The organism is Acidobacteriota bacterium (genome assembly GCA_016195325.1).
GTDB lineage: Bacteria > Acidobacteriota > Polarisedimenticolia > JACPZX01 > JACPZX01 > JACPZX01.
On sequence record JACPZX010000030.1, the window covers coordinates 48,307 to 74,404 of the forward strand.

The window sequence follows — 26,098 nt, forward strand, 5'->3', positions numbered from 1 at the left end:
GCGCATGTTCGGCCGCATCCTCATCGCCAACCGGGGGGAGATCGCCGCGCGCGTGATCCGCGCCTGCCGCGAGATGGGGATCCGCACGGTCGCCGTGCACTCGACGGCCGACGCCGACTCTCCCCACTTGAAGTCCGCCGATCGCGCCATCTGCATCGGCGGCCCGCGCGCCGCCGAGTCGTACCTGAACGCCGACGCCGTCCTCCAGGCGGCCGAGCAGACCGGCTGCCAGGCGATCCACCCCGGGTACGGCTTTCTCTCCGAGAACGCCCTCTTCGCCGAGAGGTGCGCCTCGCACCGGATCACCTTCATCGGCCCGACGGCGGCGGCGATGCGGCGGATGGGCGACAAGGTCGAGGCGCGCCGCACGATGGACGCCGCGGGGGTCCCGGTCATCCCGGGGTCTGCCGGGGCGCTCGCGTCGGCCGACGAGGCCGCCTCCGCCGCGCGCGGCGCGGGGTACCCGGTCATGATCAAGGCTGTCGCCGGCGGAGGCGGCCGCGGGATGCGGCGCTGCGACGACGAGGCCTCTCTCCGGCGGCTCTTCGCCGAGGCCTCGAGCGAGGCCGAGGCCGCCTTCGGCAATCCGGCCCTCTACCTCGAGAAGTTCATCGAGAGGGGCCGGCACATCGAGATCCAGATCCTCGCGGATGCGTACGGGAAGGCGATTCATCTCGGCGAGCGCGAGTGCTCCGTCCAGCGCAACCACCAGAAGCTGCTCGAGGAGGCGCCGAGCCCCGCCCTCGACGCCGGCGAGCGGGCGCGCCTCGGCGATCGCGCCGCCCGCGCCGTCGAGAGCGCCGGGTACACCGGCGCCGGCACGCTCGAGTTCCTGCGCGATCGCGACGGCCGTCTCCACTTCATGGAGATGAACGCGCGCGTGCAGGTGGAGCACCCCGTCACCGAGGAGGTCACGGGGATCGACATCGTGAAGGAGCAGATCCGGATCGCCGCCGGCGAGCGGCTGGGGTTTGCGCAGAAGGACGTGAAGGTCCGGGGACACGCGATCGAATGCCGGATCAACGCCGAAGATCCGGCCGCCGGCTTCCGTCCCGCGCCGGGGCGTCTCGAGGTCTTCCAGCTCGCCTCCCCCGCCGCGGCGGGAACGCGCCTCCGGATCGAGACGCACGCGGAGGCGGGATACGCCATCCCTCCCTTTTACGATTCCATGATCGGGAAGGTGATCACCTGGGGCGACGGCCGCGACGCCGCGCGGAGCGCGATGGCGCGCGCTCTCGCCGCCGCCCGCATCGAAGGGGTGCCGACCACCGTCCCCTTCCACATCCAGGTTCTCGGCGACGCGGCCTTCATCCGCGGGGAGTACGACGTGACGCTCGTCGAGCGGCTCCTCGCCGCCCCGCAGGGGGAATCATGGCGAAGGTGATCCTCCGGCCGATCGGCGACCCGCTCGATCGTTTCCTCGACCCCCGCACGCGCGAGGCGAACGCCTCGAACATGCAGGCGCTCCGCGCGAAGCTCCAGTCGATGCGCGACGAGGTGCGGGCGGGATGGGGAGCCGAGTACGCGGCGCGCGTCCACGAGAAGGGGAAGCTCACGACGTGGGAGCGGATCGACGCGCTGAAGGACGCGGGCACGGCGGTCCTTCCCGTCGGCACGCTGGTGAACTACGGGCTCAAGTTCGGGGAGGGGAAATCGGCGCGCCCATCGCCGGGCGCCGGGGTCGTCACGGCCTTCGTGAGAGTCGAGGGACGATGGACGATCGTCATCGCCAACGACAACACCGTGGCGTCGGGCTCGTGGTGGCCGCGCACCCCCGAGAAGATCGAGCGGGCGCAGGAGATGGCCCTGCGGCTTCGCGTGCCCGTCGTCTACCTCGTGGACTGCTCGGGCCTCTACCTTCCCGAGCAGGCGCGCACCTTCCCGGGGAAGACCGGCGCGGGCGCGATCTTCAAGATGAACTCGAAGCTCTCGGCCGGCGGCGTCCCCCAGATCGCGGGAGTCTTCGGCGACTGCATCGCCGGCGGCGGCTACATGCCGATCATCAGCGACGTCGTCTTCATGACCGAGCAGGCGTACATGGTCATCGCCGGCGCCGCCCTCATCAAGGGAGGGAAGTCCCAGAAGGTCACGAGCCTCGACATCGGCGGCCCCGACGTGCACGTCCACATCTCGGCGTGCGCGGATCACCGCGTCCCCGACGATCCGACATGCCTCGCCCGCATCCGCGCCGAGGTCCTCAAGCTTCCCGGCACGGCCGCTCCTTATTACAGGCGCGACGCGGAGGCGCAGCCCCCCCGCTTCGACCCTGCGGAGCTCGACGCGATCTTCCCGGCCGATCACCGCATGGGGTACGACATGCGGCAGGTCCTGGCGCGCCTCCTCGATTCGGGGCTCTTCATGGAGACCCTGAAGAACGTGGGCCTGGAGATGATCTGCGGCGTCGGGAGGATCGGCGGCCTCTACGCCGGGATCATCGCGAACAACCTCGCCCTCGAGGAGCACCCGGAGCGCGAGGGGGTGCGCCGCCCCGGCGGCATCCTCTACCGCGAGGGGATCGCGAAGATCGCCGCCTTCTCGCGCGCCTGCAACGACGACGGGATCCCGATCGTCTGGATGCACGACATCTCGGGGTTCGACATCGGCGAGGAGGCGGAGCGCCTCGGCCTCCTCGGCTACGGGTCGAGCCTCATCTACACGAACTCCACGAACTCGACGCCGATGATCTCGGTCCTCCTCCGGAAGGCGTCGGGGGCGGGCTACTACGCCATGGCGGGGATGCCGTACGACCCCGTCCTCCAGATCTCGACACCCCTCACGCGCCTCGCGGTCATGGAGGGGCGCACGCTCGCGATCGGGGCCTACCGGACGAAGCTCGACGAGAGCTTCAACATCGTCACGCAGGACCCGGCGGAGCGCGCGGCCGTCGTCCAGGGGATGGAGGATGTCGAGGCGCGCATCGCGCAGGACATGGACCCGGTTCTCTCGGCGCGCCAGATGGACACCGACGAGATCGTGACGATGCCGGAGATCCGCGACTACCTCGCCGCGGCCGTGGAGATGTCGTACCAGGCTTACGGGCACCGGCGCGTCAAGAACCCGAGGATCTGGTCGCTGCACGATCTCGCGGTGCTGGCCGGGTCATGAGCCGCCGCGATCCCCTCACAGCGCTCGTCGACGCGGCCCGCGTCGAGGGGGGCGATGCGCTCCTCCTCGCCCCCGCCGTCGGCATCCTCCGTGGAATCCCACCACCAGGACGGATGCTCGCGCCGGGAGAGACGTTCGCGCGAGTGACGATCCTCGGAGTCTCTCGGGAGCTGAGGGTGCCGGAAGGTCTCTCGGGGGTCGTCTCGCACCTCGCGGTGGACGGATTCGGGGCGGACGCGGTCCCGGTCGAGTACGGGCAGCCCCTCCTGACGCTCGCGCCGATCGACGCGGGAAAGCCGGGCGCCTCGCCCGCAACGAGTGGAGCCGTCGCGTCGCGCGGGTCCGCCGCCCTTGAATCGCTCCCGCCCGGGTGCCACGCGATCCCGGCGCCGGCCGATGGCGTCTTCTACAGGCGCCCGCGCCCTTCGGATCCCGCCTACGTTGAGGTCGGGGACCGCGTCCACGCGGGCCAGACCCTCGCGCTGATCGAGGCGATGAAGTGCTTCAGCGCGATCGGCTACGGCGGGGCGGGCCTCCCGGAGGAGGCGGAGGTCGTCGAGATCCGCGGCGCCGACGCCTCGGAGGTGCGCCACGGCCAGGTTCTCTTCGTCGTCCGCTGAACTTTCCATTGACGCCGGCGCCGCATGGTGGTATTCGATCCCCAACCGCCCCGGCCCGGCGCCGGCTCGAGCTGGCGAGGCCCGCGGCGGAAGCCCCGAATGGAGGCATCCATGAAGGAGAAGATCCCTGTTTCCCTCGACCTCGAGATCGAGGAGATCGAGAGCCGCGAGCGCGCGGCCGGATCGTGCACGTCGTCCTCCACGAGCCGTCGCTGCACGTGCCGCTGCATTTTCACGGGAACGCCCGAGGCGTAGCTGCAACCGATTTTCATTGACACACCGCGCGAGCTCGTGGTATTCGATCGCGTCCCGAGCCGCGCCGGGCACGGTGCTCGGACGGAATCCGATCGGGCAGAAGCGAAGGAGGCCGACGTGAACGAGAAGCCTGTTTCATCGCTGGACCTGGAAGTCGAGGAGATCGAGAGCCGCGAGAGAGTCGCCGGCAGTTGCACGTCGTCGTCGACCAGCCGCCGCTGCACCTGCGCCTGCTTCATCACCACGAACTCGCAGGTCTAGGAACCAGCTCCGAAATCGATTGATGCGGGAGGGGCCTGAAGGCCCCTCCCCCCTTACTTCCGCGAGCCCTCGAGTCGTTCCCAATCCCACCCATGGCAGGTGAACCCCGGCTCTCCGTGGTGATCGAGTCTCCCATGGAGCGGTGGGAGGAGATCGTCCGTGAGGGCGTCACCCCCGCCGCGCGCGCGCTGCGGGGGGATCCCTCGCTTGCGGCGTTCACCTGGGGCCGCTTCAACAAGCCGACGTGGCGGATCGAGATCTCGATCTCCGGCCGCGAGGCGTGGCTCTCGTCGCGCGCGGCGCCCGTCGTGGCGGCCGCGCTCTCCCCTCTCGAGGGGCTGGTCGGGCGCGCGCCGGTGTTCGCGCACGGAGGCGACGAGCCGGACGCCGGCGCCCTGGGCGGCGCGGAGGGGGAGGCGCTCGCGCGCGCCTTCGATCATCACGACTCGCTCGCCTGCCTCGATTTCATGGAGGCCGAGTTCCGCGGTGAGCTGAGACGATCGCGGCGCGAGATCAGCCTTCTTCTCGTGGACTCCCTCGCCGACGCGTTCGAGCTCGATCTCGCGGAGCGCCGGGCCTTCTACGAGCGCGGATGGCGCTGGGCCTTCAGCATGGGGCTCTTCAAGCCCGGGGATCGCGAGATCCTCGACCAGAAGTTCGAGTCGCTGCGCCCCTCGCTGCGGGAGCTTCTGTCCACCGACCGAGGGGAGGAGGAGCGATGGGGCGACCCCGGCGCCGCGAGGATCGCGGCGGCGTGGCGCGCCGGCGTCGCCGCGGCGGCCCGCGCCGCGGTCGACGGATGCGCCGCCGGGCGGATCGCGCAGGATCCCGTCAACCTCGCGTGGCTCTGGGCGCAGGCGCACAGCAACCGGCTCGGCATCGTCAACACCTCCGAGGCGATCCTGAGGTACTTCATGTACCGCATCCTCCCGGGCGAGGAGGGAGGCGCTTGACCGAGACCGCCCTTCTCCGGGTCTGCACGCTCCCGTTCGAGACGCTGGCCCCGTTCGGCGCGGCAGGCGCCCGCGAGGCCGCGGCCGGTGTCGTGGCGCTCGAGGGGGCGCTCGCGACGGAGGCGGCCGGGATCGCGGAGGCCCTCGGCTCGGCCGCCGGCGTGAAGCAGGACGACGCCGGCCCGGGGAAGGCCAAAGAGCGCCACGCCCTCATCGCGCTGCGGCGCGCCGTCCACAACGGGCGGCCGATTCGCGATGCGGACATCGCGAGCGCCGGCGCATCGCTCCCCGAGCCCCTCGCCGCGCGCGTGCGCGCCCGGGCGGAGGCGACCGGCCGCCTCGCGGAGCTCCTCGACGCCTTCCGCGCGGCGTACACGGAGGGGCTTCATCGCGCGCGCGGCCACCTGGCGAGCCTCGCCGCGGATCCGCTGGTCGACGAAGGGCTCCGCCTCGTGAGCCGATCGCTCGTCGATCGCGTGCGCGCGCTCGCGCGGCGCGACGCCCGCGCGTGGGGCCACGACGAGCGCCACGCCGCCGCCAAGACCATCGCCTACGTCGCGCGCTTCGCGACCAAGACGAGCCCCAACGCCCTCTTCTGCGCGACGTCGCCGGCGCGGTTCGCCCCGGGGCCGATCGAGATCCTGGGGCGCCCCGAGGTCGCGCGCCTCGACGTCATCCTCAACGTCTTCGAGGCCGGCAAGATCACGGCGTGTCTCGCCGTCGACCCCGGGATCCGGAGCGCCATCGTCCCCCGCCCGAACGGCACCCTTCGGCGCGACGGAGAGGCATGGACGTTCTGGAAGTTCGCCTCGTCGCGGAACCCGACCGAGGACGAGGTTCTCTGCCGGGTGAAGGACCATCCCGTGATGCGGCTCTTCCTCGAGGAGGCGCGCGAGGGGACGCGGAGCCTTCCCGATCTCGTCGAGGTGGTCCGCGCCCGCGAGGGGATCCCCGCCGCCGATCTCGAGAGATTCCTCCAGGGGCTCGTCGATCGCGGGATCCTCGTCGCCGAGATCGAGATCCCGTACAACGAGCGCAGGCCGCTCCGCGAGCTGGCCGCCGCGGTTGCCGCGCGGGGGGGCGCTCCTCCGTGGCTCCCCGAGCTTCTCCGGATCGAGGACGCCGTCGACTCTCTTCCGCTCCGCCGGCCGGCGGAGCGCGCCGCGACGATGGACGCCCTCGTCGAGTCGCTCGAGGGGTTGCCCCACAACCGCCCCCTCTCGCGCGACGAGGTCTTCCGGGTCGATGCCGTCTCGGGGCTGAGCCTGAGGCTGCCGCGGGGGCTCCTCGAAGATCTCGACGCGCCCATGCGCCTGTACGCCCGGATCTTCGCCACCCTTTACCCGGCGCGCAACTATGAGGGGGCCTTCGAGCGGGACTTCCTCAGGAAGCACCCGCCCGACGCCGACGTCCCCTTTCTCGAGCTGTACCGTGGCTTCGTGGAGCCGAAGGAAGGGGATCGTCCCGCCGCCTTCCCCGATCCGGCCGAGACGGCCCCTGCCGGGAGCGACGTCGCGCGGGCCTCACGCCTGATGCGCGCGCTCCGGGACCTGATGACGGCGCGCGCCGCCGAAGCTCCGGGGGAGGAGCTGGCCCTCGACCCTGCGCGGCTCGAGGCGCTGCTCGCGGGAGTTCCCGAGCCCCGGTGGTCGGCCGGGGTGCTCTTCCAGATCGCCGCGGCCGACGCGGCGGCGATCGACGAGGGGCGCCACCGCATCGCCCTCAGCGCGGTTCTCAACGGCGCCGGCCTCGCCCAGGCGCGCTTCGCGTGGCTGCACGGCGGCGGGGTCCCGATCGACGAGAACCCGATCGTCCGCGAGCTCCGCGAGGCGTGGTCGTGCGTCGCCCGCGACGGGGCGATCGTCGCCGAGGTGACGTACAACCACCACGCGCGCACGGCGAACGCGGGGCTGCGCCTGCCGCTCTTCCGCCACGAGATCGAGATGCCGGGCGAGAGGGCCTCGCCGGGCTCGATCGCGATCCCGCTCAACGATCTCGTGGTCCGCTTCAGCACCTCGGTGCGGCGGTTCGTCCTGAGGTCCATCGCGCTCGACTCGGAGATCATCCCGGTGATCAGCAGCGGCGTGAACCCCGTGGGCATCACCTCGTTCATGGTCGACATCGGCTACCAGGGGATCCAGCCCGTCGGCCACTTCCCCGGCTTCGATGCGCCGGGGATCACGCGCTGGCCGCGCCTGACGTGCGGGCGCGTCGTCCTCTTCCGGGAGAAGTGGGTCTTCCGCCCCGGCGAGTGGCCCGGGGGAACGCGCGAGGGGGCGGTGGTCCGGGACGACGAGTACTTCCTCGAGGTCGCGCGCTGGAAGCGCCGCCACTCTCTGCCGCGCCACGTCTTCGCTCACACCACCGACGAGCCGAAGCCCCGCTACCTCGATCTCGACGCGCCGCTCTTCGTCGACCTGCTGAGACGATCGAGCGCGAGGATCCCGGAGCGGCCCGCCCCGACCCTCCACGTCACCGAGATGCTCCCGGGGCCCGGCGATCTGTGGATCGCGGACGCGCGGGGACACTACGCTTCGGAGTTCCTCGTGCAGATGCAGGGGCCGAAGGGCCTCTAGGAGGCGACGGCGATGGCCGCGTTCGCGTTTCACCCGTTGACACCCGATCGCCTCGGAGATTTCGAGGATCTGTTCGGGCCGAGGGGGGCGTGCGCGGGATGCTGGTGCATGTTCTGGCGGCTCACCCGGCCCGCGTGGGTGAAGGGGCAGGGGGAGGGAAACCGCCGCGCGATGCGGAAGATCGTGAGGGGCGGCGAGGCCCCCGGCGTCCTCGCCTACTCGGGGGACCGGGCCGTCGGCTGGTGCGCCGTGGCGCCCCGGGCGGCGCTCTCCGCGCTCGAGCGATCGCGCATCCTGAAGCCGGTGGATGAGCAGCCGGTCTGGTCGATCACCTGTTTCTTCGTCGCGAAGCCCTTCCGCCGGAAGGGGCTCACCGTGAAGCTCATCGAGGCCGCGGCGGCGCACGCAAAGAAGGGGGGCGCGAGGATCGTCGAAGGATATCCGGTCGAGCCCCGGAAGGGGGCGATGCCGGACGTCTTCGCCTTCATCGGCCTCGCGGCCGCCTTCCGGAAGGCCGGATTCACCGAGGTCGCGCGCCGGAGCGAGGCGCGCCCCATCATGCGGCGGATGATGCGTAAGCCGGCGCCGCGCGGATCAGTGCGACTGGCGTGACCCCGGAAAGATGTAGACGTTGCCGTTGTGCGCGGCGCTCACGATCGTCTCGCAGGCGGGCGCGTCCGACGCCCCGCGCCTGAAGAGGTGGTCCATCGTCTCCTGCGGCCCGAGCAGCCGCTCCACCTGCTGGTGGAGGTAGCCGCGCGCGAGATCCTTGTCGAGCGAGAAGAGGTCGAGGAGATCGAACGAGCCCTCGTCGCTCATGCGTCGCGTCTCATCCAGGAGGAACGTCTCCTCGACGATCGAGGCGTAGGCGCCGGCAGGCTCGCTGAGGGAGATCCCTCTCGACGAGAAGATGAAGCCAATCTTCTCGATGAAATCTCCCCGGGCTCCCGTGCGAATGGCGACGTCCTCGATGTACTCGGCAAGCGTCGTGTTCCGGTCTGCCATCTCGCCCTCCCCCCCGGACCCGTAACGTTACGCCGAAAGCCGCGTGGGTCAAGGGTTTCCGTCAGGCGGAAGATCCCGACACCCGCCGCATCCGTCAGGTCCTCTCCCGAATCTCCTGTCTAAGGAGCGATTCGAAACCGCCGGCGACGACGAGGCGCTGCGCCACGTCGCCGAGCGGCGAGAAGGGAAAAGTCTTCCCGTCCGCCTCGATGCGGGAGGCCGAGAAGTCCACGCGCGCCGCGAGCGAGGTGCGGACGGTGGGCTGCTTCAGCGCGGCGAAGCGCGCGCGGAGGAGGGTGACAAGCGGGGGGCACTCGATCACGACGTACCCGTTGTTGAAGGCGTTGCGCTTGTACGTCTGCGAGTAGCTCCCGGCGACGATCATGCGAAGCCCCCGGTACTTGAGCGCCGTCGCCGCCTGCTCGCGGGAAGAGCCCGAGCCGAAGTTCCACCCCGCCACGAGGATGTCGCCGTCGCGCGCGATCTCCTGGAACTTAGGGTCGTAGTTGAGCATCGCCTTCGTCCCCATGACGGCCGGAGGCATGTTGTCCACGTACGTGAAGTCCTTGCCGAAGATGCCGTCGGTGTTGAGGTTGTCCTTGTCGCAGAAGAGGAGCTCGCCGCGGATCTCGCGCGGAAATCCGGGAAGGATCTCGACGGCGCCGGGCGCCGCCGCGGGCGCGGGCACGCTGCGAATTTCCCCGACGAGCTTCGTGCTCGCGTACGGCGACGGCGAGGCGATGTAACCCGCGAGCGCCGAGGCCGCGACCACCTCGGGGCTGGCGAGGTACGCCTGCGAGTCGCGCGCGCCCATGCGCCCCTTGAAGTTCCTGTTCGTCGCCGAGATGGCGACTTCGCCGGGCTCGAGGACGCCGGTGCCGAGGCCGATGCAGGGTCCGCACCCCGAAGGCAGCGGGATGGCCCCGGCCGTCACGAGATCGTCCCAGAACCCCTGGGCTCGCGCCTGCCGCTCGACGTCCGCCGACGCGGCGGCGAGGTACATCTTCACGGTCGGCGCGATCTTCCGTCCCTTCACGACCCGCGCGGCCGCCGCGATGTCCTCGAGGCGGCTGTTCACGCACGAGAGGAGGTACGCCTTCTGCACGGCGACCTTCCGCCTCTCGATCTCCGGGAGGGGGGTGATCACCTTCACCTCATTCGGGCCGGCGACGTGCGGGACGACGCTTCCGAGATCGAGCGTCGCCTCGCGCGCGTAGAAGGCATCCTCGTCCGCGGCCGGGAATCCCGGCTCCATCCTCTCGAGGAGAGCGGGGGTCATCCGCGGGGCGGCGTCCCCGCGCTCGGCGAAGCGCCTCGCGCGCGACAGCAGGTACCGCCGCGTGACGGCGTCGTACGGGAAGATGCCGAGGAGAGCCCCCCACTCGGTCGTCATGTTCGCGATCGTCATGCGCTGGTCCATCGACAGGCCGGCGACGCCCGGGCCGGCGAACTCCACCGAGGCGTTGAGGACGTCGTCGTCCTTGAAGAGGCCGCACAGCGCGATGATGACGTCCTTGCCGACGACTCCGGGCTGGAGCGCGCCCGTGAGCGTCACCCGCACCGACTCCGGGACCTGCCACCACGTCCTCCCCGTCGCCCAGATCGCCGCGGCGTCGGTGCGGACCACGGGGGTGCCCGCGCACGCGAGAGCGCCGTACAGGTTGGAATGCGAATCGGAGCCGACGACGAAGGTGCCCGGGAGGGCGAAGCACTCCTCCGCCATGATCTGGTGCGCGATCCCCGTCCCCGGCGGGAAGAAGGCGAGGCCGTTCGCCCTCGCGAACGCCTCGATCTTCGCGTACTTGCCGAGGTTTTCGGGAGTCGTGTTCTGGATGTCGTGATCGATCGCGAGGACCGGCTGCGACGGATCGAAGACCTTCGGGGGCCGGCCGTCGAACATCGACACGAACTTCGGGATGACCGCCCCGGTGTTGTCGTGCGTCATGACGTGCTTCGGGCGGATCGTGACGAAGTCGTTCGCTCTCACCCGGCGATCGGCGGGCCACCCGGCCGCGTAGCCCTCCGTGATCTTCTCGAGCAGCGTCTGGCCAGCGGCCGAGTTCTTCCCCATGTCGTCGCGCTCCCAGGAGGGGCCCGCCCGCGAGCCGGGGGGCCGATGGAGTCGGTCGCCCGATCTTCGGCCCGGTGGCGCGGAGAGTCAATCCGCACCGGCCGCCGCGATGTGGGAGAATGCGCGGATGGCCGACGAGACCGAGATCCTGTACGACACCGACGCCTACCTTCGCGAGTTCGGCGCGCGGGTCGTGGCCCAGGAGGGGCAGAACATCGCCCTGGATCGAACGGCGTTCTATCCCGGAGGCGGCGGCCAGCCGTGCGACCGGGGGGCGCTCATCCACAGCGGGCAGGTCCACGCGGTCACCGAGGTGCGCCGCGCGGAGGGGGTCACGTGGCACACCATCCTCGGGATTCCGCTTCCCATCGGCGCGCGCGTCCTCGGCCATCTCGACTGGCAGCGCCGGCACGCGCTGATGCGCACGCACACCGCGCTCCACGTGATGAGCGCCGTCGTCTTCCGCGATTTCAAGAAGCAGGTCACGGGCGGCGACATGAAGCCGCTCGCGGGCCGGCTCGACTTCGAGTTCGAGGGGCTGACGCTCGACATCGCGAACGAGATCGAGCGCCGGATCAACGCCGAGGTGGCCGCCGCCCGCCCCGTCCGGGTCGCGATCCTGCCGCGCGAGGAGGCGCTCGCGATTCCGGATCTCATCCGCACGAAGGTGAACCTCCTCCCCGAGGGGATCACGAAGATCCGCGTGGTCGAGATCGTCGGGCTCGACCTTCAGGCGGACGGTGGGACGCACGTGGCCGTGACGAGCGAGATCGGAGCCGTCACGCTGGTGGGGCACGAGAGCAAGGGGCGCGTGAACAAGCGGCTCAGGATCGAGCTGGCTCCCGAGCCGGGGCCTCAGCCGACTCCGTGAGGTAGGCCAGCACGCCGCGAATCGACACGAGACCCACCGGGCGGCCTTCGCGAACGATCGGAACGTGGCGGACGCCGCGCACGGCCATGAGATGGATCGCGTACGCGAGCGGGTCGTCCTCGTGCAGCGCCGCGGGCGCCGCCGTCATGAGCGCACCGACCTTGACCGTGGCCGGATCGAGATCCCGGCCCGCCAGCTTCAGGAGCACGTCGCGCTCGGTGAAGATCCCGGCGAGCACCCCACCCTCGACGACGAGGACGCTTCCGTGGCGCCGCTCCTTCATCAGGCGCAGGGCCTCGGCGGCGGAGGCGTCGGGCGCCACGACGATCGGCGCCACCGGGCGCAGGGCGCTGAGGGGGTCCGAGAGGATGCGGCCCTGCATCCCGCCGCGCGGGCTGGGCACGCCGGCGTCGAGGAGGTCCTGGCCGCAACCGGCGCAGAGCTCGTCGCCTGCGACGTTCTCGAACTCGCACCCGGGACAGATCACGGCCATCTCAGCCTCCGTCCATCCGGTGAAGCGTCTGGTGGAGGCGCGGCGGGAGGTTCAGCACCTCGGTCGGGAAGTGCTCGGCGATGTAGACCACGACGTCCCGGGCCGACAGGAGCCCCGGGTCGCCTCCGTCGGAATGGACCAGCGGGATGTGCCGATACCCCTCGCGGGTCATGAGGCGGATCGCGTCGAGGACGCGATCGTCCGGCGTGAGCGTTCTCGGCCGGGGCGTCATGACCGTCTCGATGCGGGCCGCCCCGTCGACCGCGGCGAGATTCAGGCGGTTCACGATGTCCCGCTCGGTGAAGATCCCGGCGACGCGCGAACCCTCGCAGATCAGCGCGCACGGCCGCGACGCCCGCTGCATCGCCGCGATCACCTCGCGCACCGGCGTTCCGACTCGAACGACGATGGGTTCGGCGAGCGGCAGGTCGCGGATGAGGAGTCGGGGAAGGATTTCGTCGAGGGTCCGGGTCACGGGTCACCCCCTCGTCAGAGCGCGCCGCATTATACGTGAGATCCGCGGTCCGGTCAGCGTTTCTTCTGGCCTTTCTGCGCAGGCGCGTCGCCTCCCGGCGCGGGCGCGTCGAGAAGCGCCTCGAGCTTCGAGAGGTCGGCCGTCGGCCGCTCGCACGCGTGGTCGCGGCAGACGTAGGCCGCGCTCTTCCCGCCGAGGGGGGCCTGCGCCTTCACGAACGGGACCAGCGCCTCGAGCGCCGCGCCGGCCGCCCCCGGCTCGTGCAGCGCGACCACCGCGTCCGGCAGGAAGCGCTTCCGGATCGCGGCGAGCATCGCCTTCGTCTCCGGCGCGCCCCTCTCCCCCGCGATCACGATCTCGCGCGTCGGACCGACCGCGAAATCGAGGGCCATCAGGAAGTAGGGGTACCCCGCCGGGTAGCGGGTCACGTCGGCCGCGAAGGCGCGGACGATCTCCCGCGCACGGGCCTCGAGGTCGGAGTCGGCCGTGAGATCGGCGAGCTTCAGGAGCCACAGCGCCGCCACCGAGTTCCCGGAGGGCTGCGCGCCGTCGTAGATCTCCTTCGTCGCCACGATGAGCTTTTCGCCGTCGCGCCCCACGAGCGTGAGCGCCCCGTCGGCGTCGTCCCTGAAGAGGCGGATCATGTCGCGCGCCAGCCGCTGCGACTCGGCGAGCCAGCGCGGATCGAGCGTCGCCTCGTAGAGGTCGAGAAGCCCCTGCCCGAAGCAGGCGTAGTCGTCGAGGAAGGCGGGGATGTCCGACGAGCCGTCGCGGTAACGGTGCAGGAGGCGCCCGTCGCGCTGGAGCGACGCGAGCACGAAATCGGCCGCCTCGGCCGCCGCGCGCGCGTAGGCCGGGTCGTCGAGCACCGTGGATCCGTAGGCGAGCGAGGAGATCATCATGCCGTTCCAGTCCGTGAGAACCTTGTCGTCGAGGTGGGGCCGCACGCGCTTGCCGCGGGCCGCGAGGAGCTTCCGCCTCCCGTCGGCGAGAATCCTCTCGACGGCCGCCGGGTCGGCGCCAATCGCCGAGCCGGCCTGAGCCACCGTGCGATCGACGTGGAGGATGCTGGCCCCTCCCTCGAAGTTCCCGCGGTCGGTCACGCCGTAGTAGGCGCCGAACGCCTTCGCGGCGTCGGCGCCGAGGAGCGCCCGGATCTCCGCCGGCTTGAAGACGTAGAAGAGCCCCTCCTCCCCCTCGCTGTCGGCGTCCTCCGCCGAGTGAAACCCCCCGCGCGCGTCCCTGAGATCGCGCAGGACGTACGTGAAGATGTCCCGGGCCACCCCCGCGTAGGCGGCGCGTCCGGTCACGAGGTGGGCCTCGAGGTAGGCGCGAGAGAGAAGGGCCTGGTCGTAGAGCATCTTCTCGAAGTGCGGCACGAGCCACAGCGCGTCGGTCGAGTAGCGATGGAATCCGCCGCCGAGCTGATCGTGGATGCCGCCGTCCGCCATCGCGTCGAGCGTCGTCGTGATCATGCCGAGCGTCGTGTCGTCCGGAGCGCGCCGGAGCTGCCTCAGGAGAAAGCTGATCTCGTGGGCGCGCGGGAACTTCGGCGGGCCGGAGAAGCCGCCGTGCTGCGGATCGAATCCGCCGGCGAGGAGATCGCGCCCGCGGGCGAGCGTGTCCCGGCCGAGCTCGGGGGCGGCCCCTTTCCTCGGCTCGCGCTCGAGCGCGGCGAGGATCTGCGCTCCCGACGCGCCGATCTTGTCGGCCTGGGTGTCCCACACTCCCCGCAGGCGATGGAGGAGCGACAGAAAGCCGGGGCGGCCGAAGCGATCGTCCGGCGGGAAGTACGTCCCGCCGTAGAAGGGCTTCAGGTCGTGCGCGAGGAAGACCGACAGTGGCCACCCGCCGCTCCCCGTCATCGCCTGGACCGCGCTCATGTAGATCGCGTCGACGTCGGGACGCTCCTCGCGATCGACCTTGATGGCGACGAAGTTCTCGTTGAGGTACGCGGCCACCTCCTCGTTCTCGAACGACTCGCGCTCCATCACGTGGCACCAGTGGCACGTCGAGTAGCCGATGGAGAGAAAGATCGGCCGGCCCTTCTCGCGGGCGGTCCGGAAGGCCTCCTCTCCCCACGGATACCAGTCGACGGGGTTGAAGGCGTGCTGGAGGAGGTACGGCGATTTCTCGCGCGCGAGGCGGTTCGCCTTGCGGGCCGTGGGGGGAGCCGGTTTTTTCGTGTCGGTCACTGCGGTCGTCTCCGGCGAGGCCGGCGCGAGCGACGAGAGGACGATGGCCGCGGCGCACGCGAGCTTCGCGAATGGGTTCAAGAGGGGCGCTCCCGCGCTCCCCGGGAGCGCGCCGTCACCATATCGCCGCTGCGCGGCGGTCGCCACGCGGTCTCATCCTCGAGATCAGGGCGTCGGCGAGACAGGCGACGGCGGGGGCGGACAGGGCCACGAGCGGGATGAGAAAGCGGTTGCCGAGGTGGCTCGTCGGCCAGAACAGGTACCGGCTGAAGAGAAGGAAGAGGAACTCCGCGATTCCGAAGGCGAGGAGCGCCTGGTCGCGGCGGCGGCGGAACCAGAGGAGGAAACCCGGAATCGCCAGGAGGACGACCGGCGCCGTGAAGACCAGCCCCCTGTCGCGATCGAGGAGCTGGCCCCGGATACCGTCCCAGAGCGGGTTCGTGAAGTCCGACATGTGCGAGTGGAGGACGACGCGCCCGGCCTCGAGCGTGATGATCCTCGAGTAGGGGCTCGTGAGGGGTGAGCCGAACATCGCCGCGTTCAGCGCCGCCTGGGCGAGAAGCGGCACCGCGCACGCGAGGGCGAACGCCATCGCGCCGCGCGTCCGGCGCCGCCACCCGGCGAAGGCGAGAAGGAGCGGCAGCAGGAAGAGGTTCGACGTGCGGGCGAGGACGGCGAACCCGGCGGCGCCTCCGGCGAGGGCGGGGCGATCGCGGAAGAGCGCGAGCACGGCGAGCGCCAGGAAGAGACAGGCGAAGAGATCGGGAGAGTAGTTGTAGTCGTAGAAGACGAGAAAGCTTCCGAAGAGGGTCGCGAGCGTCCCGGCCGCGGCCGCCGGCGGCGACGACGACTCGAGCGAGAGGGCGTACAGCACCAGGGTGAGGAGCGCGAGGACCGCCACGTTGAAGACGAGGAACGACTTCATCCCGAAGAGGGGAAGGAGCGGGACGGTCAGGACCGGCATCAGGATCGGGTGCTTCGGGTACCACTCGCCGCGCGCGCCGAGGGAGATCTGCCTCTCGTGCGTCGCAACGCCGCCGCCGAGCTGGTTCCGCAGATCGAGATCGCGATCGACGGCGAGGGAGATCGCCGTCTCGGCGTAGTACGGGCAGTCGCCAATCAAGAAGGTGTACGGCTCGTAGACGAGGACGACGTGCGTCACCACGGCGATCAGCAGGACGGTCCCCGCGGCCGCCCCCCACAGCAGAGACCGCCGGGCGTCGGACGTCACCGCCATGACCCCGGGCGCCGCGGCGCTAGAGGGCGGCGGCGCGGCGGATCTCCTCGAGGAGCAGGTCGACATGGCGCTCGCGCGACAGGTAAGAGGTGGCGCAGAACCGGATCACGCGGCGCCCGTCGAGAACCGACGTCGAGATCCAAGCGCGCCCCGCCCGCTCGACCTCCGTCTGGATCTTCATCTGAAGGGCGTCGAGATCCGCGGGCCTTCCCGCGAGCTCGGGCGGGACGACGCGGAAGCAGAAGACGCCGAGGCTGGGCTCCGTCACCGCCTCCATCCCCTGCGACGCCGAGACCCGCCCGGCCAGGTACTCGGCGAGGGCGATCTGGCGGTCGAGGGCCTCCTCGTAGCCCCGCCGCCCGTGCTGCCTCAGCGACAGCCAGACCTTGAGCGCGTCGAGCCGTCGTGACCCCGCGACGCCGAACTGGAAGAGGTTCAGGTCCTCGTGCTCCGCGAAGATCCGATCCGAAACGTAGTGCGGCGTCACCTCGAACGTCCGCCTCAGCGCCGCGCCGTCCCGGGCGATGATCGCCCCCGCCGAGTACGGGACGGAGAACCACTTGTGCGGATCGAGCGTCACCGAGTCGGCCCTCTCGATCCCGTCGAGGAGGGCGCGGCGCCGCGTCGACAGGCGGGCCGCCCCGCCCCAGGCCGCGTCGACGTGGAACCAGAGCCTCTCGCGCTCGCAGACGTCGGCGAGCTCTTCGAGGGGATCGATCGCGCCGCTCGTCGTCGTCCCCGCGATCCCGACGACGCAGAATGGGATCTTCCCGGCGGCCCGATCGGCGGCGATGAGCCGCGCGAGCTCGGGAACGACGATTCGGAAGCCGGCGTCCGTCGGGACGACCCGTCGCCCGTCGCGCCCGATCCCGAGCATGTCGGCGGTCTTGTCGAGGGAGTAGTGGGCCTGCGCCGACACGTAGAAGACGGGCGCCCCACGCGCCGCGCGGACGCCCCCCTGCCGCACGTCGGGGATCGCCTCGTTGAGCGCCGTCTTGAGCCCCGTGTAGTTCGCGAGGCTGCCGCCGTTCGTCATCGTGCCGAAGGCACGCTCTCCGAGCCCCGCGAGATCGCAGAGCCAGCGCATCACCGTCCTCTCGATCTGCGAGCCCGCCGGGCCGTGGCTCCACGCCGCCATGTTCTGGTTGATGGTGGCGGCGATCGCCTCCGAGAAGACGCCGATCACCGTCGGCGTGGGATTGAAGAGCCCGAAGTACCGGGGCGACGCGAGGTGGAACGAGCCCGGGAGCACGCGCTCGCGCACCTCCGCGAGGAGCGAGAAGGGGTCGGAGCCCTCCTCCGGGAGGGGCGCGTCGAAGAGCGTCGCGAGCCGCCCCTGGTCCCGCGGCGAGATGGGAATCGTCTCGAGCGAGGTGTAATAGGCGGCGATGAGATCGGCGACATCGCGGCCGAATCTCCGGATGTCCTCTTCCCGCCACTCCATGCCGGCACCCACGCTCCTCTTCAGGGGAGGCGAAGGACGTGCGGCCACCAGGCCTGCACGCGGAGCTGGGCGATCACGAACCCCAGGATCGGAAGCCACACCCACTTCATCGCGCGCGATCCCTCGATCTTGAGGCCGATGAGGTTGACCTCGATCACCTCGGAGCTCTTGAAGAGCTTCGGCGCCGGCCACCAGCGCGGCACCGAGTTCAAATAGGCCTGATACTCGGCACCGAGCCTCTTCAGGAGGTACCGCTCCTCGGCGGGGACGGTGCCGATCATGTAGACGAGCGTCGTGAGCAGGATCCCCGCGGCGAGGGTGGCGCTCTGCGCGAAGAGGGCGCCCGACACGCCGAGGAGGAGGGATCCGACATAGAGCGGGTTGCGGCAGATCGAGTACGGGCCCTCCTCGACGACGACGCGCCGCTTTCTCCCGCCGAGATAGAGCGTCGCCCAGAACCGGAAGGCGGCCCCGGCCGCAAAGAAAATCCAGGCGACCGAGTTGAACGCGAGGCCGACCCACGAGCCCGTCGGCAGCATCGGCTGGGCGAGCATCGTCACCACGACCAGCGGCGCGAGGAAGACGATCCCCGCCCATCCGCGGTACTTGAACCCGAAGCTTCCCTTGTCCGTCTCCCCGACTCCGGCCGGCTCGACGACGACCGCCTTCTTCCCCGCCATGCCTCGTTCTCTCCCGCGTCCCCGTGATCCGATTCGAAGAGGCTCCAACCTAGCACCGCCGGAGACGATCCGGCAGCCTTGATCGGCCGGGCGGCGGCGCGACATACTCCAGGTGTCGCGCGGTCGCGCACGGCCCAGGCCCGCACATCCTCGTGAGGTAACGACCATGTCCCGACTCCCGACCAGGCTCCTCGCCCCGGCGATCGCCGGCGCCCTCGCGCTCGCCGCCTTCTCGCTGAGCGCGGCGCCCGCCCCTGCAGGGACGCCGTACAAGATGACGATCCCGAAGGGACTCGACGAGATGCCGGTCCCCGACGACAACCCGATGACCGTCGAGAAGATCGATCTGGGCAGGCAGCTCTACTTCGACACGCGCCTCTCGGTCGACAGCTCCGTCTCGTGCGCGACGTGCCACGACCCGTCGAAGGGGTGGACCGACAACCTTCCGGTCTCGAAGGGAATCAAAGGGCAGAAGGGAGGGAGATCGGCCCCCACCGTCATCAACTCGGGTTACGCGTACGCGCAGTTCTGGGACGGCCGCGCGAAGAGCCTCGAGGAGCAGGCGCTGGGCCCCATCCAGAACCCCATCGAAATGGGAGAGAAGCTCGACAACGTCGTGAAGAAGCTCAACGGGATCGCCGGCTACCGATCGCAGTTCCAGAAGGTGTACGGCACCGACGCGACGCCCCAGGCGATCGCGAAGTCGATCGCGGCTTTCGAGCGGACGATCGTCTCGGGGAACTCCCCCTTCGATCGCTTTCAGGCGGGCGACAAGATGGCGATGCCCGCGGCGGCGGTGCGCGGCTTCGAGATCTTCAAGGGGAAGGCGCAGTGCACGAACTGCCACGTCGGGTTCACGCAGTCCGACTCGCTCTTCCACAACCTCGGCGTCGGCGTGAACGCCGCGAATCCCGACCTCGGCCGGTCCGCGGTAACGAAGGACCCCAAGGACAAGGGCGCTTTCAAGACGCCGACGCTCCGGGATCTGACGAAGACGGCTCCCTACCTTCACGACGGGAGCGAGGCGACGCTCCAGGGGGTGATCGAGTTCTACGACAAGGGGGGGATCAGGAACCCCAACCTCGATCCGAAGATGAAGCCGCTGAACCTCACCGACAACGAGAAGCTCGACCTGCTCGCCTACCTCAAGGCGCTCGACGGAGAGGCCCCCGTCGTCACGCCCCCGAAGCTCCCCTGAGCTCCCTCGACCCGCGGGAGGTGGGGCGCCTCATGAGATCCAGCGCGAAGGCAAGGTCGACATTGCCGCCGGAGAGGATCGCCCCGACTCGCTTTCCTGGAAGCCGCAGCCGGCCGGTGTAGAGGGCGGCGAGGCCGAGGGCCCCGGTCGGCTCGACGACGAGCTTCATCCGCTCCCAGAGGAAACGCATCGTCTCGACGAGCGCTTCGTCCGGCACGGTGACGACGTCGTGGACGTAGCGGCGGACGAGTCCGAGCGTGAGGTCGCTGAGGGACGGGGTGCGCGCGCCGTCGGCGATCGTGTCGGGATGATCGGCCCGCTCGAGGCGGCCGCTCCGGAACGAGCGAGCGCCGTCGTCCCCCGCCTCCGGCTCGACGCCGATGACGCGGCACGAGGGGGCGAGGTGGCGCGCCGCGAGCGACGAGCCCGAGAGGAGCCCTCCCCCTCCGAGCGGCACGAGGAGAGCGTCGAGCGGCCCCGCCGACTCGATCAGCTCGCACGCGGCGGTCCCCGCACCGGCGACGATGTCCGGATGATCGAACGGCGGGATGACGGTCATCCCCCGCTCGCGCGCGATCCGCGCCGCCATCTCGGCGCGGTCTTCACCGGCGAGATCGTAGTGGACCACCTCGGCGCCGTAGCCGCGCGTCGCCTCGAGCTTCGCGGCCGGGGCGGTGCTGGGCATCACGATCGTCGCGCGGGTGCCGAGGATCTTCGATACGAGCGCCACCGCCTGCGCGTGGTTCCCCGAGGAGTACGCGACGACGCCCCGCGCGCGCACCCCCTCGTCGAGCTGCGAGATGGCGTTGAAGGCCCCGCGGAACTTGAAGGCCCCCATCCGCTGGAGGTTCTCGCATTTGAGGAAGACGCGCGCCCCCGTCATGGCGTCGAGGGTGCGGGAGGTGGCCGCGGGGGTGACGTGGGCGACGCCGCGAAGGCGCTCCCGCGCCCCGAGGAGCCTTCCGATCATCGCTTCGTGCGAGGGGAGATCGTTGTCCACGGGAGGAATCTACCACGGGGTGCGCCGATTCCCGTCCCGCGCCGCCGCCGATGGAATCCCGGCGCGCGATGCCGGTAGAATGCGCACCCTTACGCAGGAGTCCCGGATGAATCCCCGTCGAGCTCTCTCCATCGCGGCGGCGCTGCTTCTCGCGCCTGCGCAAGCTGCCGCCCAGACCGCACCCGACCCCAACAAGGCATCCGAGTACGTCGAGGTGACGACCTCGCGCATTCCGGAGGAGGTCGAGATCGTCCCCGCCTCGGTGACGGTCATCACGCGGCAGGAGCTCCGGGATCGCGGCGCGACCGACCTCCGCACCGCCCTCCTCTTCGCTGCGGGGGTCGAGATTTCCCCCGGCGGCGACGCCGGCCCGGCCTCGTCGGTGCCGGAGTTCTGGGGGCTTCGCGAGTTCGACGCCTTCCTCCTCGTCGTGGACGGCGTGCCGTGGGGAGGGGCCTTCAACCCCTCCCTCTCCACGATCGATCTCGCCGACGTCGAGCGCATCGAGGTGCTGCGCGGGGCGGCGCCGGTGATGTACGGGGCGACGTCGTTCGTGGGGGTCATCCAGATCCTGCGGCGCGCCGCCGGTGAGGGGGAGACGACGGCCACCGCGAAAACGGGGAGCTTCGGCGGCGGAGGCGTGGGCGCCTCGACGCCCCTTCCGATGCTCGGGACCCTCGCATCGACGCTCGCAGCCGACGTCGAGAGCGTGAACTTCAGGGACGATCGAACGGGCGTGGATCGCGGCCACATCCTCTGGCGCGGCGGGACGCCTCTCGGGAGCGGCCGGCTTCGCCTCGACGCGGACGCGATCTGGATCGGGCAGGACCCCGCGAGCCCTCAGCCCCGCGTGGGTCGCGTGATCACGAGCCTCGTCCCCCTCGACTCGAACCACAACCCCGACGACGCACACCTCGACGAGCGCCGCCTCTTCTTCGTGGCCGGCTACGATCACCCGCTCCCCGGAACGTCGGGGACTTTCGCGACGGCGCTCTCATTCACGCGCTCGGACCAGGGGATCTTCCGCGGCTTCCTCACCGACGTGTCGAACGTGAGCCCCAACGCGAACGGATTCCGGGAGGCGGTCTCGACGGCAGACCTCTACTTCGACGCGCATGGCGACTTCCACGTCACGCGCACGGTGAGGATCGTGGCCGGCGTCGATCACCTGCACGGCCTCGGGACGGGGCGGGGCGGCGATTTCGACTACTTCATCCCGCTCGACGGCGACAACGCCCCCTCGCCGTCCAGCCTCCCCTCCGCGGCCGACGTGAAGATCCGCGATCGAAGGGAGTTCTCGGGCGCGTACGGCTTCGTCGAGTGGACGCCGGTGGACCGGTGGCGCCTCGAGCTGGGGGCGCGCCTCAACCGCACCGTCGAGAGCCGCAGCGTCAACGCCGACCAGTTCGGCGTCGGCGTCACGAAGGGAGCCGACCGGAGCGAGGTGATGCGCGGCAGCGGCGCCGCGGGCGCGACCTACACCGCGTGGCAGCGGAAGGCGGACGCGGTGCACATCTACGCCGACTACCGCGATACCTACAAGCCGGCCGCCATCGACTTCGGCATCGACAGCGAGCCCGAGATCCTCGAGCCCGAGACCGCGCAGAGCTACGAGGTGGGGTCGAAGGCGAGGCTCCTCGGGGGAAAGCTCCAGCCCGAGATCAGCGTCTTCCGGATGGACTTCCGGAATCTCGTCGTGGACCAGATCTCGGGAGGCCTCCCCGTCCTCGTCAACGCCGGCCGGGAGCGCTTCCAGGGAGTCGAGACGTCGATCGGCTGGTCGGTCACGCCGAATCTTCTCTGGCGCACGGGATGGAGCTTCCACAACGCGCGCTTCAGGGACTTCGTGCAGGATTTCGGCGGGGTGCCGACGCAGCTCTCGGGAAACCGGCTCGAGATGTCGCCGCGCACGATGGGATCGACGGGGCTCGTCTACGCGCGCCCGACGGGCTGGGTCGGCTTCGCGCAGGTCGGGGTCGTCGGGAACCGATACCTCAACAAGCGCAACACGGCCCTCGTCTCACCCTACGCGACGGTGGCGGCGGGGATCGGCTACAGGATCAGGTCGTGGGAGCTCCGGCTCGACGGCTGGAACCTGACGAACCAGAGGCCCCCCGTCTCTGAGAGCGAGATGGGGGACGCCCAGTACTACCGCCTCCCCGCGACGCGCGTCGTCCTCTCGGCGACCTTCCTCGCCGGCGCGAAGCCTTCGCCCGCGAAGCGGAGCTGAAGGGCCGGGAAGGGGCGGCGAGCGGCGGCCCCGGATCAGCCCGCCGGGATCGCGTCCTCCAGCGTCATGGTGAAGAGGATCGTCGTGCCGCCGACGACGACCTCCCCCACCGTCGAGAGCTGGTGGCGCTGGACCCTCTCGCCGTCGACGTACGTGCCGTTCCGGCTGTCGAGATCCTTCACGGTGCACGTCACGCCGGTGATCTCGAAGGCGCAATGCTCCGTCGAGATCTCCTCGTCGGACAGTGGGAAGTCCCCGTTGTTCCGCCCGACGACGATGCGGGGCTTGTGGATCTCCATCTTCTTCCCGCGATCCGGGCCCGAGATGACGGTCAGCGCGCACCTCAGGCCCGCGGGAAGGTTCAGCGCCGACGCCGATCCGGAGACGCGCGTGCCGCCCGCGAGGTCGGCGGGCCGCGGCGGCGGAGCCTTCTTCGCGGTGATCTCGGACGCGGGCTCGGCGTCCTCGATGATCTCGTCGGATGGCTCGCCGGCGGACGCGGCGGCGGTCAGGAAGGCCTCGAGCTCGCCGACGCTCCCGCACGAAGGGCACCTCACCTTGGCGTGGGGCGGAGGCAGCGGCGCGTTCTTCGGGAGCTTCACTTTCGCGCCGCAGGCGGGGCACTGGGGTCCGATCATCACGACTCCTGCTCTCGAGGGCCGGAAGACGCCGGGCCGGGGGAATCTAGGGCGCTTGACGCTGTTCGGCAACCGGACGATTCAGGTGTCGTCCTCCTCTTCGGTCGCGTAGTCGAGCGTGACGGGGAAGTTGTTCATGACCTCGTAGCGCATGTGGCACCGGGGGCAGGAGACGATGTCGCCGATCTCGACCCCCTCGTCCATCTCGAAGTTCGTCTCGCACTCGAAGCAGGTCCCCATCGACGCATCTCCTCCCGAAGATCGCGAGTCCGGCCGCAGAGACTACCGCATCACCGGCGATGACGGAAGCGGGGAAAAGACGCCCGGGATGCTGCGGCCGCAGCGGCACGATCCGTCGCGGAGTCGGATTGCCGTGACGCGGTGCCACGAGCGCCGGATGACGGCGTCGCCGCACCCGGGACACACCGTCGTGCTCCCCTCGTCGGAGTGGACGTTGCCCACGTAGACGTGCTTGAGCCCCAGCGAGAGCGCCTCGAGACGGGCCGCCTCGATCGTCGCCTGCGGCGTGCGGGGCAGGTCCTCGAGCTTGAAGTCGGGGTGGAAGGCGGTGAAGTGCAGCGGCACCTCGTCGCCCAGATGCCTCAGGATCCAGCCGGCGAGCGCCCGCGTCTCCGCGACCGCGTCGTTGAGCGTGGGAATGACGAGGTTCGTGATCTCGATCCAGACGCCGCGCCGCTTCAGCTCGACGAGCGCGTCGAGGACGGGCCCGATGTGCGTGAGCGTCACCTTCCGGTAGAACTCCTCCGTGAAGGCCTTCAGGTCGACATTGGCCGCGTCGATGAACTCGTAGACCTCGGGAAGCGCCTCGAGCGTGACGTAGCCGTTCGTCACCATCACCGTCTTCACCCCCCGCTCCCGGGCGACGCGCGAGATGTCGATCGCGTACTCCGCCAAGATGGTCGGCTCGTTGTACGTGAACGCGATCGACGGACAGCCGAGATCCACCGCCCTCTCGACGACGGCGTCGGGGGAGAGCGGGATCGAGCGCACCTGATCCTGCCTCGACTTCGAGATGTCCCAGTTCTGGCAGAACTTGCACCCCATGTTGCAGCCGGCGGTTCCGAGGGAGAGGACGCTCGTTCCCGGCAGGAAGTGGTTCAGCGGCTTCTTCTCGATGGGGTCGACTTGGAGGGCGGCCGGCCGGCCGTACCCGAGCGAGACGAGCCGGCCGCCGTGGTTCGCGCGGATGAAGCAGAAGCCGGACTGCCCCTCGCCGATCCGGCAGTACCTGGGGCACAGCCAGCACAGGGCCTTGTCCCCCTCGGCCCGCCACCAGCGAGCGGGCGCCTCGGGCATGCGTCACTCCCCCTTGCCGGAATACCCCAGGGTCGCCGCCGAGAGGGCGGGCAGGCCGCCGAGGACGAACGCGAGCCGAACCGTCTCACGGATCTCGGCGTCGGTCGCCCCGATGTTCCGGGCGATCTCGGAGGCGATCTTCACCCCCTCCTCGCGCCGGAGCAGCGCCTCGCCGAGCACGGTCATCAGGATCTTGGTCTTCGCCGGGAGCGCGCCGTCGGTCATCGCGAAATTGCTGAGACCGCGGACCTGCTCGAGGAACTCGGGGTCGGATTGCTCCAGCCGGACGATGAACGGGGGGCGTATCATCTTGAATCCTCCTCCGCGGCGCGCGCCGCGGCCCCCCTAGGTTACTTCGGGGAGGAGGCCTCCGCCCACCCTTCCGCGGGGGTGTCCGCGTAGGCGCGCACGCGATCGCGGAGCCCGGCGCGCCAGTCGCCTGAGACGATTGCCATCACGATGGCGTCGTGAAACCCGCCGTCGTGGAACTTCGCCTCCCGGCGCACCCCCTCGCGCACGAAACCGAGCCGTTCGTACGCTCGCACGGCGCGCTCGTTGAACGCGAAGACCTCGAGCTCCAGCCGGTTGAGGTTCAGGACGTCGAGGGCGTAGGCCATCGTCAACGCGGTCGCCTCCGTCCCGAGGCCTCCGGACCAGGTGGCCGGATCTCCCAGGAATATCGTGAAGACTCCGCTGCGGTTCACGGAGTGGATGCCGCGGATCGCCGACCTGCCGATGAGGCGGCCGTCCTCGCGAAGCCGGATCGAGAAGCCGATGGCGTCGGTGGCGCCGATCAAGCCTTCGACGCGCCGCCGCTCCTCCTCGACCGTCTGGGGGTACGGCCGGTTGAGGTAGACGCGAACGCGCGGATCGTTGACCCAGACGGAGTACTGCTCGGCGTCTGCGGGATCGACGGGACCCAGGGTGACCTTGCGTCCCCGGATGAAGACGGCGGGTTGCATCCCTCGCAACATAGGGTGACGCCCACACGAGAGCAAGGGATCGCAGGTTGACAGACGGCCGTGATTCGTGTTGGATAGCGCGCCCATGCCGACACCCGCCGATTTCCTCAAGACGCTCGGGGAGAGCCTCGCCCGCTACGATCGCGCCCGGGTGGCGCGCGTCGGCTGCTTCACCGGAATCGCGGGTCTCCTCGCCGCCGTCGCGCTGGGCTTTGCGGGAGTGGTCGAGCTCCATCCGATCTTCCCGCACTTCATCAGAATCATCATGGCCTTCGTCTTCGGGACGATCATCGCGGTCTTCGTCCTCTTCGCGCTGGCGGAGACGTTCGCGGAGAGGCGCGCGGCCTGGGAGATCGCCGCGTACGTGGCGGGAGGAGGAGCCGATCTCGCGACGCTCCTCGAGATGGCGCGGACCCGATCCGGCAGATTCCCGGGGTCCGAGCGCGTCATCTCCCTCCTCGAGAAGGCCGCCGCCGGATAGGACGCCGCGCGGGTCTTGATTCACGCGGCGG

At 70.3% G+C, this 26,098-nt stretch carries 26 protein-coding genes; 12 read left to right on the plus strand and 14 right to left on the minus strand.

Annotation, left to right across the window (positions count from 1 at the left end; all coding sequences use genetic code 11):
- Nucleotides 1-4 precede the first annotated feature (4 nt).
- The 8 genes from accC to HY049_07195 all read left to right on the plus strand — a co-directional run bounded on the left by accC (nt 5) and on the right by HY049_07195 (nt 8,382).
- Entirely contained in the window at nt 5-1,384 is a 1,380-nt protein-coding gene (gene accC / locus HY049_07160) for an acetyl-CoA carboxylase biotin carboxylase subunit (GenBank protein ID MBI3448676.1), read from the plus strand.
- The gene (locus HY049_07165) at nt 1,372-3,105 is read left to right on the plus strand and encodes a propionyl-CoA carboxylase (GenBank protein MBI3448677.1); all 1,734 of its coding nucleotides are present in this window, start codon (nt 1,372-1,374) and stop codon (nt 3,103-3,105) included. The genes accC and HY049_07165 overlap by 13 nt, the downstream gene beginning before the upstream one ends.
- Nucleotides 3,102-3,725, plus strand: a complete 624-nt coding sequence (locus HY049_07170) for a hypothetical protein (protein ID MBI3448678.1) — start codon at nt 3,102-3,104, stop codon at nt 3,723-3,725. Before HY049_07165 ends, HY049_07170 begins: the two co-directional genes overlap by 4 nt.
- A gap of 111 nt (nt 3,726-3,836) precedes the next feature.
- Nucleotides 3,837-3,980, plus strand: coding sequence for a hypothetical protein (locus tag HY049_07175; GenBank protein MBI3448679.1), 144 nt, complete (start codon nt 3,837-3,839; stop codon nt 3,978-3,980).
- 117 nt (nt 3,981-4,097) lie between these two features.
- Nucleotides 4,098-4,241, plus strand: coding sequence for a hypothetical protein (locus HY049_07180; protein MBI3448680.1), 144 nt, complete (start codon nt 4,098-4,100; stop codon nt 4,239-4,241).
- Nucleotides 4,242-4,333: 92 nt separating this feature from the next.
- Complete coding sequence (locus HY049_07185) at nt 4,334-5,194, plus strand: hypothetical protein (GenBank protein ID MBI3448681.1); 861 nt, start codon at nt 4,334-4,336, stop codon at nt 5,192-5,194.
- Nucleotides 5,191-7,770, plus strand: a complete 2,580-nt coding sequence (locus HY049_07190; protein MBI3448682.1) for a lantibiotic dehydratase — start codon at nt 5,191-5,193, stop codon at nt 7,768-7,770. Before HY049_07185 ends, HY049_07190 begins: the two co-directional genes overlap by 4 nt.
- Before the next feature lie 12 nt (nt 7,771-7,782).
- Nucleotides 7,783-8,382, plus strand: coding sequence for a GNAT family N-acetyltransferase (locus tag HY049_07195; protein ID MBI3448683.1), 600 nt, complete (start codon nt 7,783-7,785; stop codon nt 8,380-8,382).
- On the opposite strand, the gene HY049_07200 is transcribed toward HY049_07195, so the two are convergent.
- Both HY049_07200 and lysF read right to left on the minus strand, forming a co-directional pair.
- A complete protein-coding gene (locus tag HY049_07200) occupies nt 8,365-8,775 on the minus strand; it encodes a hypothetical protein (protein ID MBI3448684.1) in 411 nt (136 codons plus the stop codon). The two genes, HY049_07195 and HY049_07200, sit on opposite strands and share 18 nt — an antisense overlap.
- Before the next feature lie 94 nt (nt 8,776-8,869).
- Entirely contained in the window at nt 8,870-10,846 is a 1,977-nt protein-coding gene (gene lysF / locus HY049_07205; GenBank protein ID MBI3448685.1) for a homoaconitase, read from the minus strand.
- Nucleotides 10,847-10,973: 127 nt separating this feature from the next.
- On the opposite strand from lysF, the gene HY049_07210 reads away from it, so the two are divergent.
- Complete coding sequence (locus HY049_07210) at nt 10,974-11,717, plus strand: alanyl-tRNA editing protein (protein MBI3448686.1); 744 nt, start codon at nt 10,974-10,976, stop codon at nt 11,715-11,717.
- Here the strand turns inward: HY049_07210 and HY049_07215 are convergent.
- From HY049_07215 to HY049_07240, 6 genes are all read right to left on the minus strand, one after another.
- Entirely contained in the window at nt 11,671-12,210 is a 540-nt protein-coding gene (locus HY049_07215; protein ID MBI3448687.1) for a CBS domain-containing protein, read from the minus strand. The two genes, HY049_07210 and HY049_07215, sit on opposite strands and share 47 nt — an antisense overlap.
- A gap of 1 nt (nt 12,211) precedes the next feature.
- A complete protein-coding gene (locus HY049_07220) occupies nt 12,212-12,685 on the minus strand; it encodes a CBS domain-containing protein (GenBank protein ID MBI3448688.1) in 474 nt (157 codons plus the stop codon).
- 53 nt (nt 12,686-12,738) lie between these two features.
- The gene (locus HY049_07225) at nt 12,739-14,880 is read right to left on the minus strand and encodes a thioredoxin domain-containing protein (protein MBI3448689.1); all 2,142 of its coding nucleotides are present in this window, start codon (nt 14,878-14,880) and stop codon (nt 12,739-12,741) included.
- A 115-nt stretch (nt 14,881-14,995) separates the two neighbouring features.
- Complete coding sequence (locus HY049_07230; GenBank protein ID MBI3448690.1) at nt 14,996-16,117, minus strand: DUF2029 domain-containing protein; 1,122 nt, start codon at nt 16,115-16,117, stop codon at nt 14,996-14,998.
- A 19-nt stretch (nt 16,118-16,136) separates the two neighbouring features.
- Complete coding sequence (locus tag HY049_07235; GenBank protein ID MBI3448691.1) at nt 16,137-17,561, minus strand: hypothetical protein; 1,425 nt, start codon at nt 17,559-17,561, stop codon at nt 16,137-16,139.
- A 20-nt stretch (nt 17,562-17,581) separates the two neighbouring features.
- Entirely contained in the window at nt 17,582-18,241 is a 660-nt protein-coding gene (locus HY049_07240; protein ID MBI3448692.1) for an isoprenylcysteine carboxylmethyltransferase family protein, read from the minus strand.
- A 166-nt stretch (nt 18,242-18,407) separates the two neighbouring features.
- On the opposite strand from HY049_07240, the gene HY049_07245 reads away from it, so the two are divergent.
- Nucleotides 18,408-19,439 (plus strand): c-type cytochrome, encoded by a 1,032-nt coding sequence (locus HY049_07245; GenBank protein ID MBI3448693.1) that lies wholly within the window; start codon nt 18,408-18,410, stop codon nt 19,437-19,439.
- Here the strand turns inward: HY049_07245 and HY049_07250 are convergent.
- The gene (locus tag HY049_07250) at nt 19,417-20,409 is read right to left on the minus strand and encodes a threo-3-hydroxy-L-aspartate ammonia-lyase (GenBank protein MBI3448694.1); all 993 of its coding nucleotides are present in this window, start codon (nt 20,407-20,409) and stop codon (nt 19,417-19,419) included. The two genes, HY049_07245 and HY049_07250, sit on opposite strands and share 23 nt — an antisense overlap.
- A gap of 136 nt (nt 20,410-20,545) precedes the next feature.
- Between HY049_07250 and HY049_07255 the strand changes: the two genes are divergently transcribed.
- The gene (locus tag HY049_07255; GenBank protein ID MBI3448695.1) at nt 20,546-22,669 is read left to right on the plus strand and encodes a TonB-dependent receptor; all 2,124 of its coding nucleotides are present in this window, start codon (nt 20,546-20,548) and stop codon (nt 22,667-22,669) included.
- A gap of 35 nt (nt 22,670-22,704) precedes the next feature.
- On the opposite strand, the gene HY049_07260 is transcribed toward HY049_07255, so the two are convergent.
- From HY049_07260 to HY049_07280, 5 genes are all read right to left on the minus strand, one after another.
- Entirely contained in the window at nt 22,705-23,307 is a 603-nt protein-coding gene (locus HY049_07260) for an FHA domain-containing protein (protein ID MBI3448696.1), read from the minus strand.
- Between the two features lie 81 nt (nt 23,308-23,388).
- Nucleotides 23,389-23,547, minus strand: coding sequence for a lysine biosynthesis protein LysW (locus tag HY049_07265; GenBank protein ID MBI3448697.1), 159 nt, complete (start codon nt 23,545-23,547; stop codon nt 23,389-23,391).
- 42 nt (nt 23,548-23,589) lie between these two features.
- Entirely contained in the window at nt 23,590-24,624 is a 1,035-nt protein-coding gene (amrS, locus tag HY049_07270; protein ID MBI3448698.1) for an AmmeMemoRadiSam system radical SAM enzyme, read from the minus strand.
- A 3-nt stretch (nt 24,625-24,627) separates the two neighbouring features.
- Nucleotides 24,628-24,933: a carboxymuconolactone decarboxylase family protein gene (locus HY049_07275; protein MBI3448699.1), complete on the minus strand. Its 306-nt coding sequence runs from the start codon at nt 24,931-24,933 to the stop codon at nt 24,628-24,630.
- 41 nt (nt 24,934-24,974) lie between these two features.
- Complete coding sequence (locus HY049_07280) at nt 24,975-25,586, minus strand: GNAT family N-acetyltransferase (GenBank protein MBI3448700.1); 612 nt, start codon at nt 25,584-25,586, stop codon at nt 24,975-24,977.
- Between the two features lie 85 nt (nt 25,587-25,671).
- Between HY049_07280 and HY049_07285 the strand changes: the two genes are divergently transcribed.
- On the plus strand, nt 25,672-26,067 hold the full coding sequence (locus HY049_07285) for a hypothetical protein (GenBank protein MBI3448701.1): 396 nt from the start codon (nt 25,672-25,674) through the stop codon (nt 26,065-26,067).
- Nucleotides 26,068-26,098: the final 31 nt, after the last annotated feature.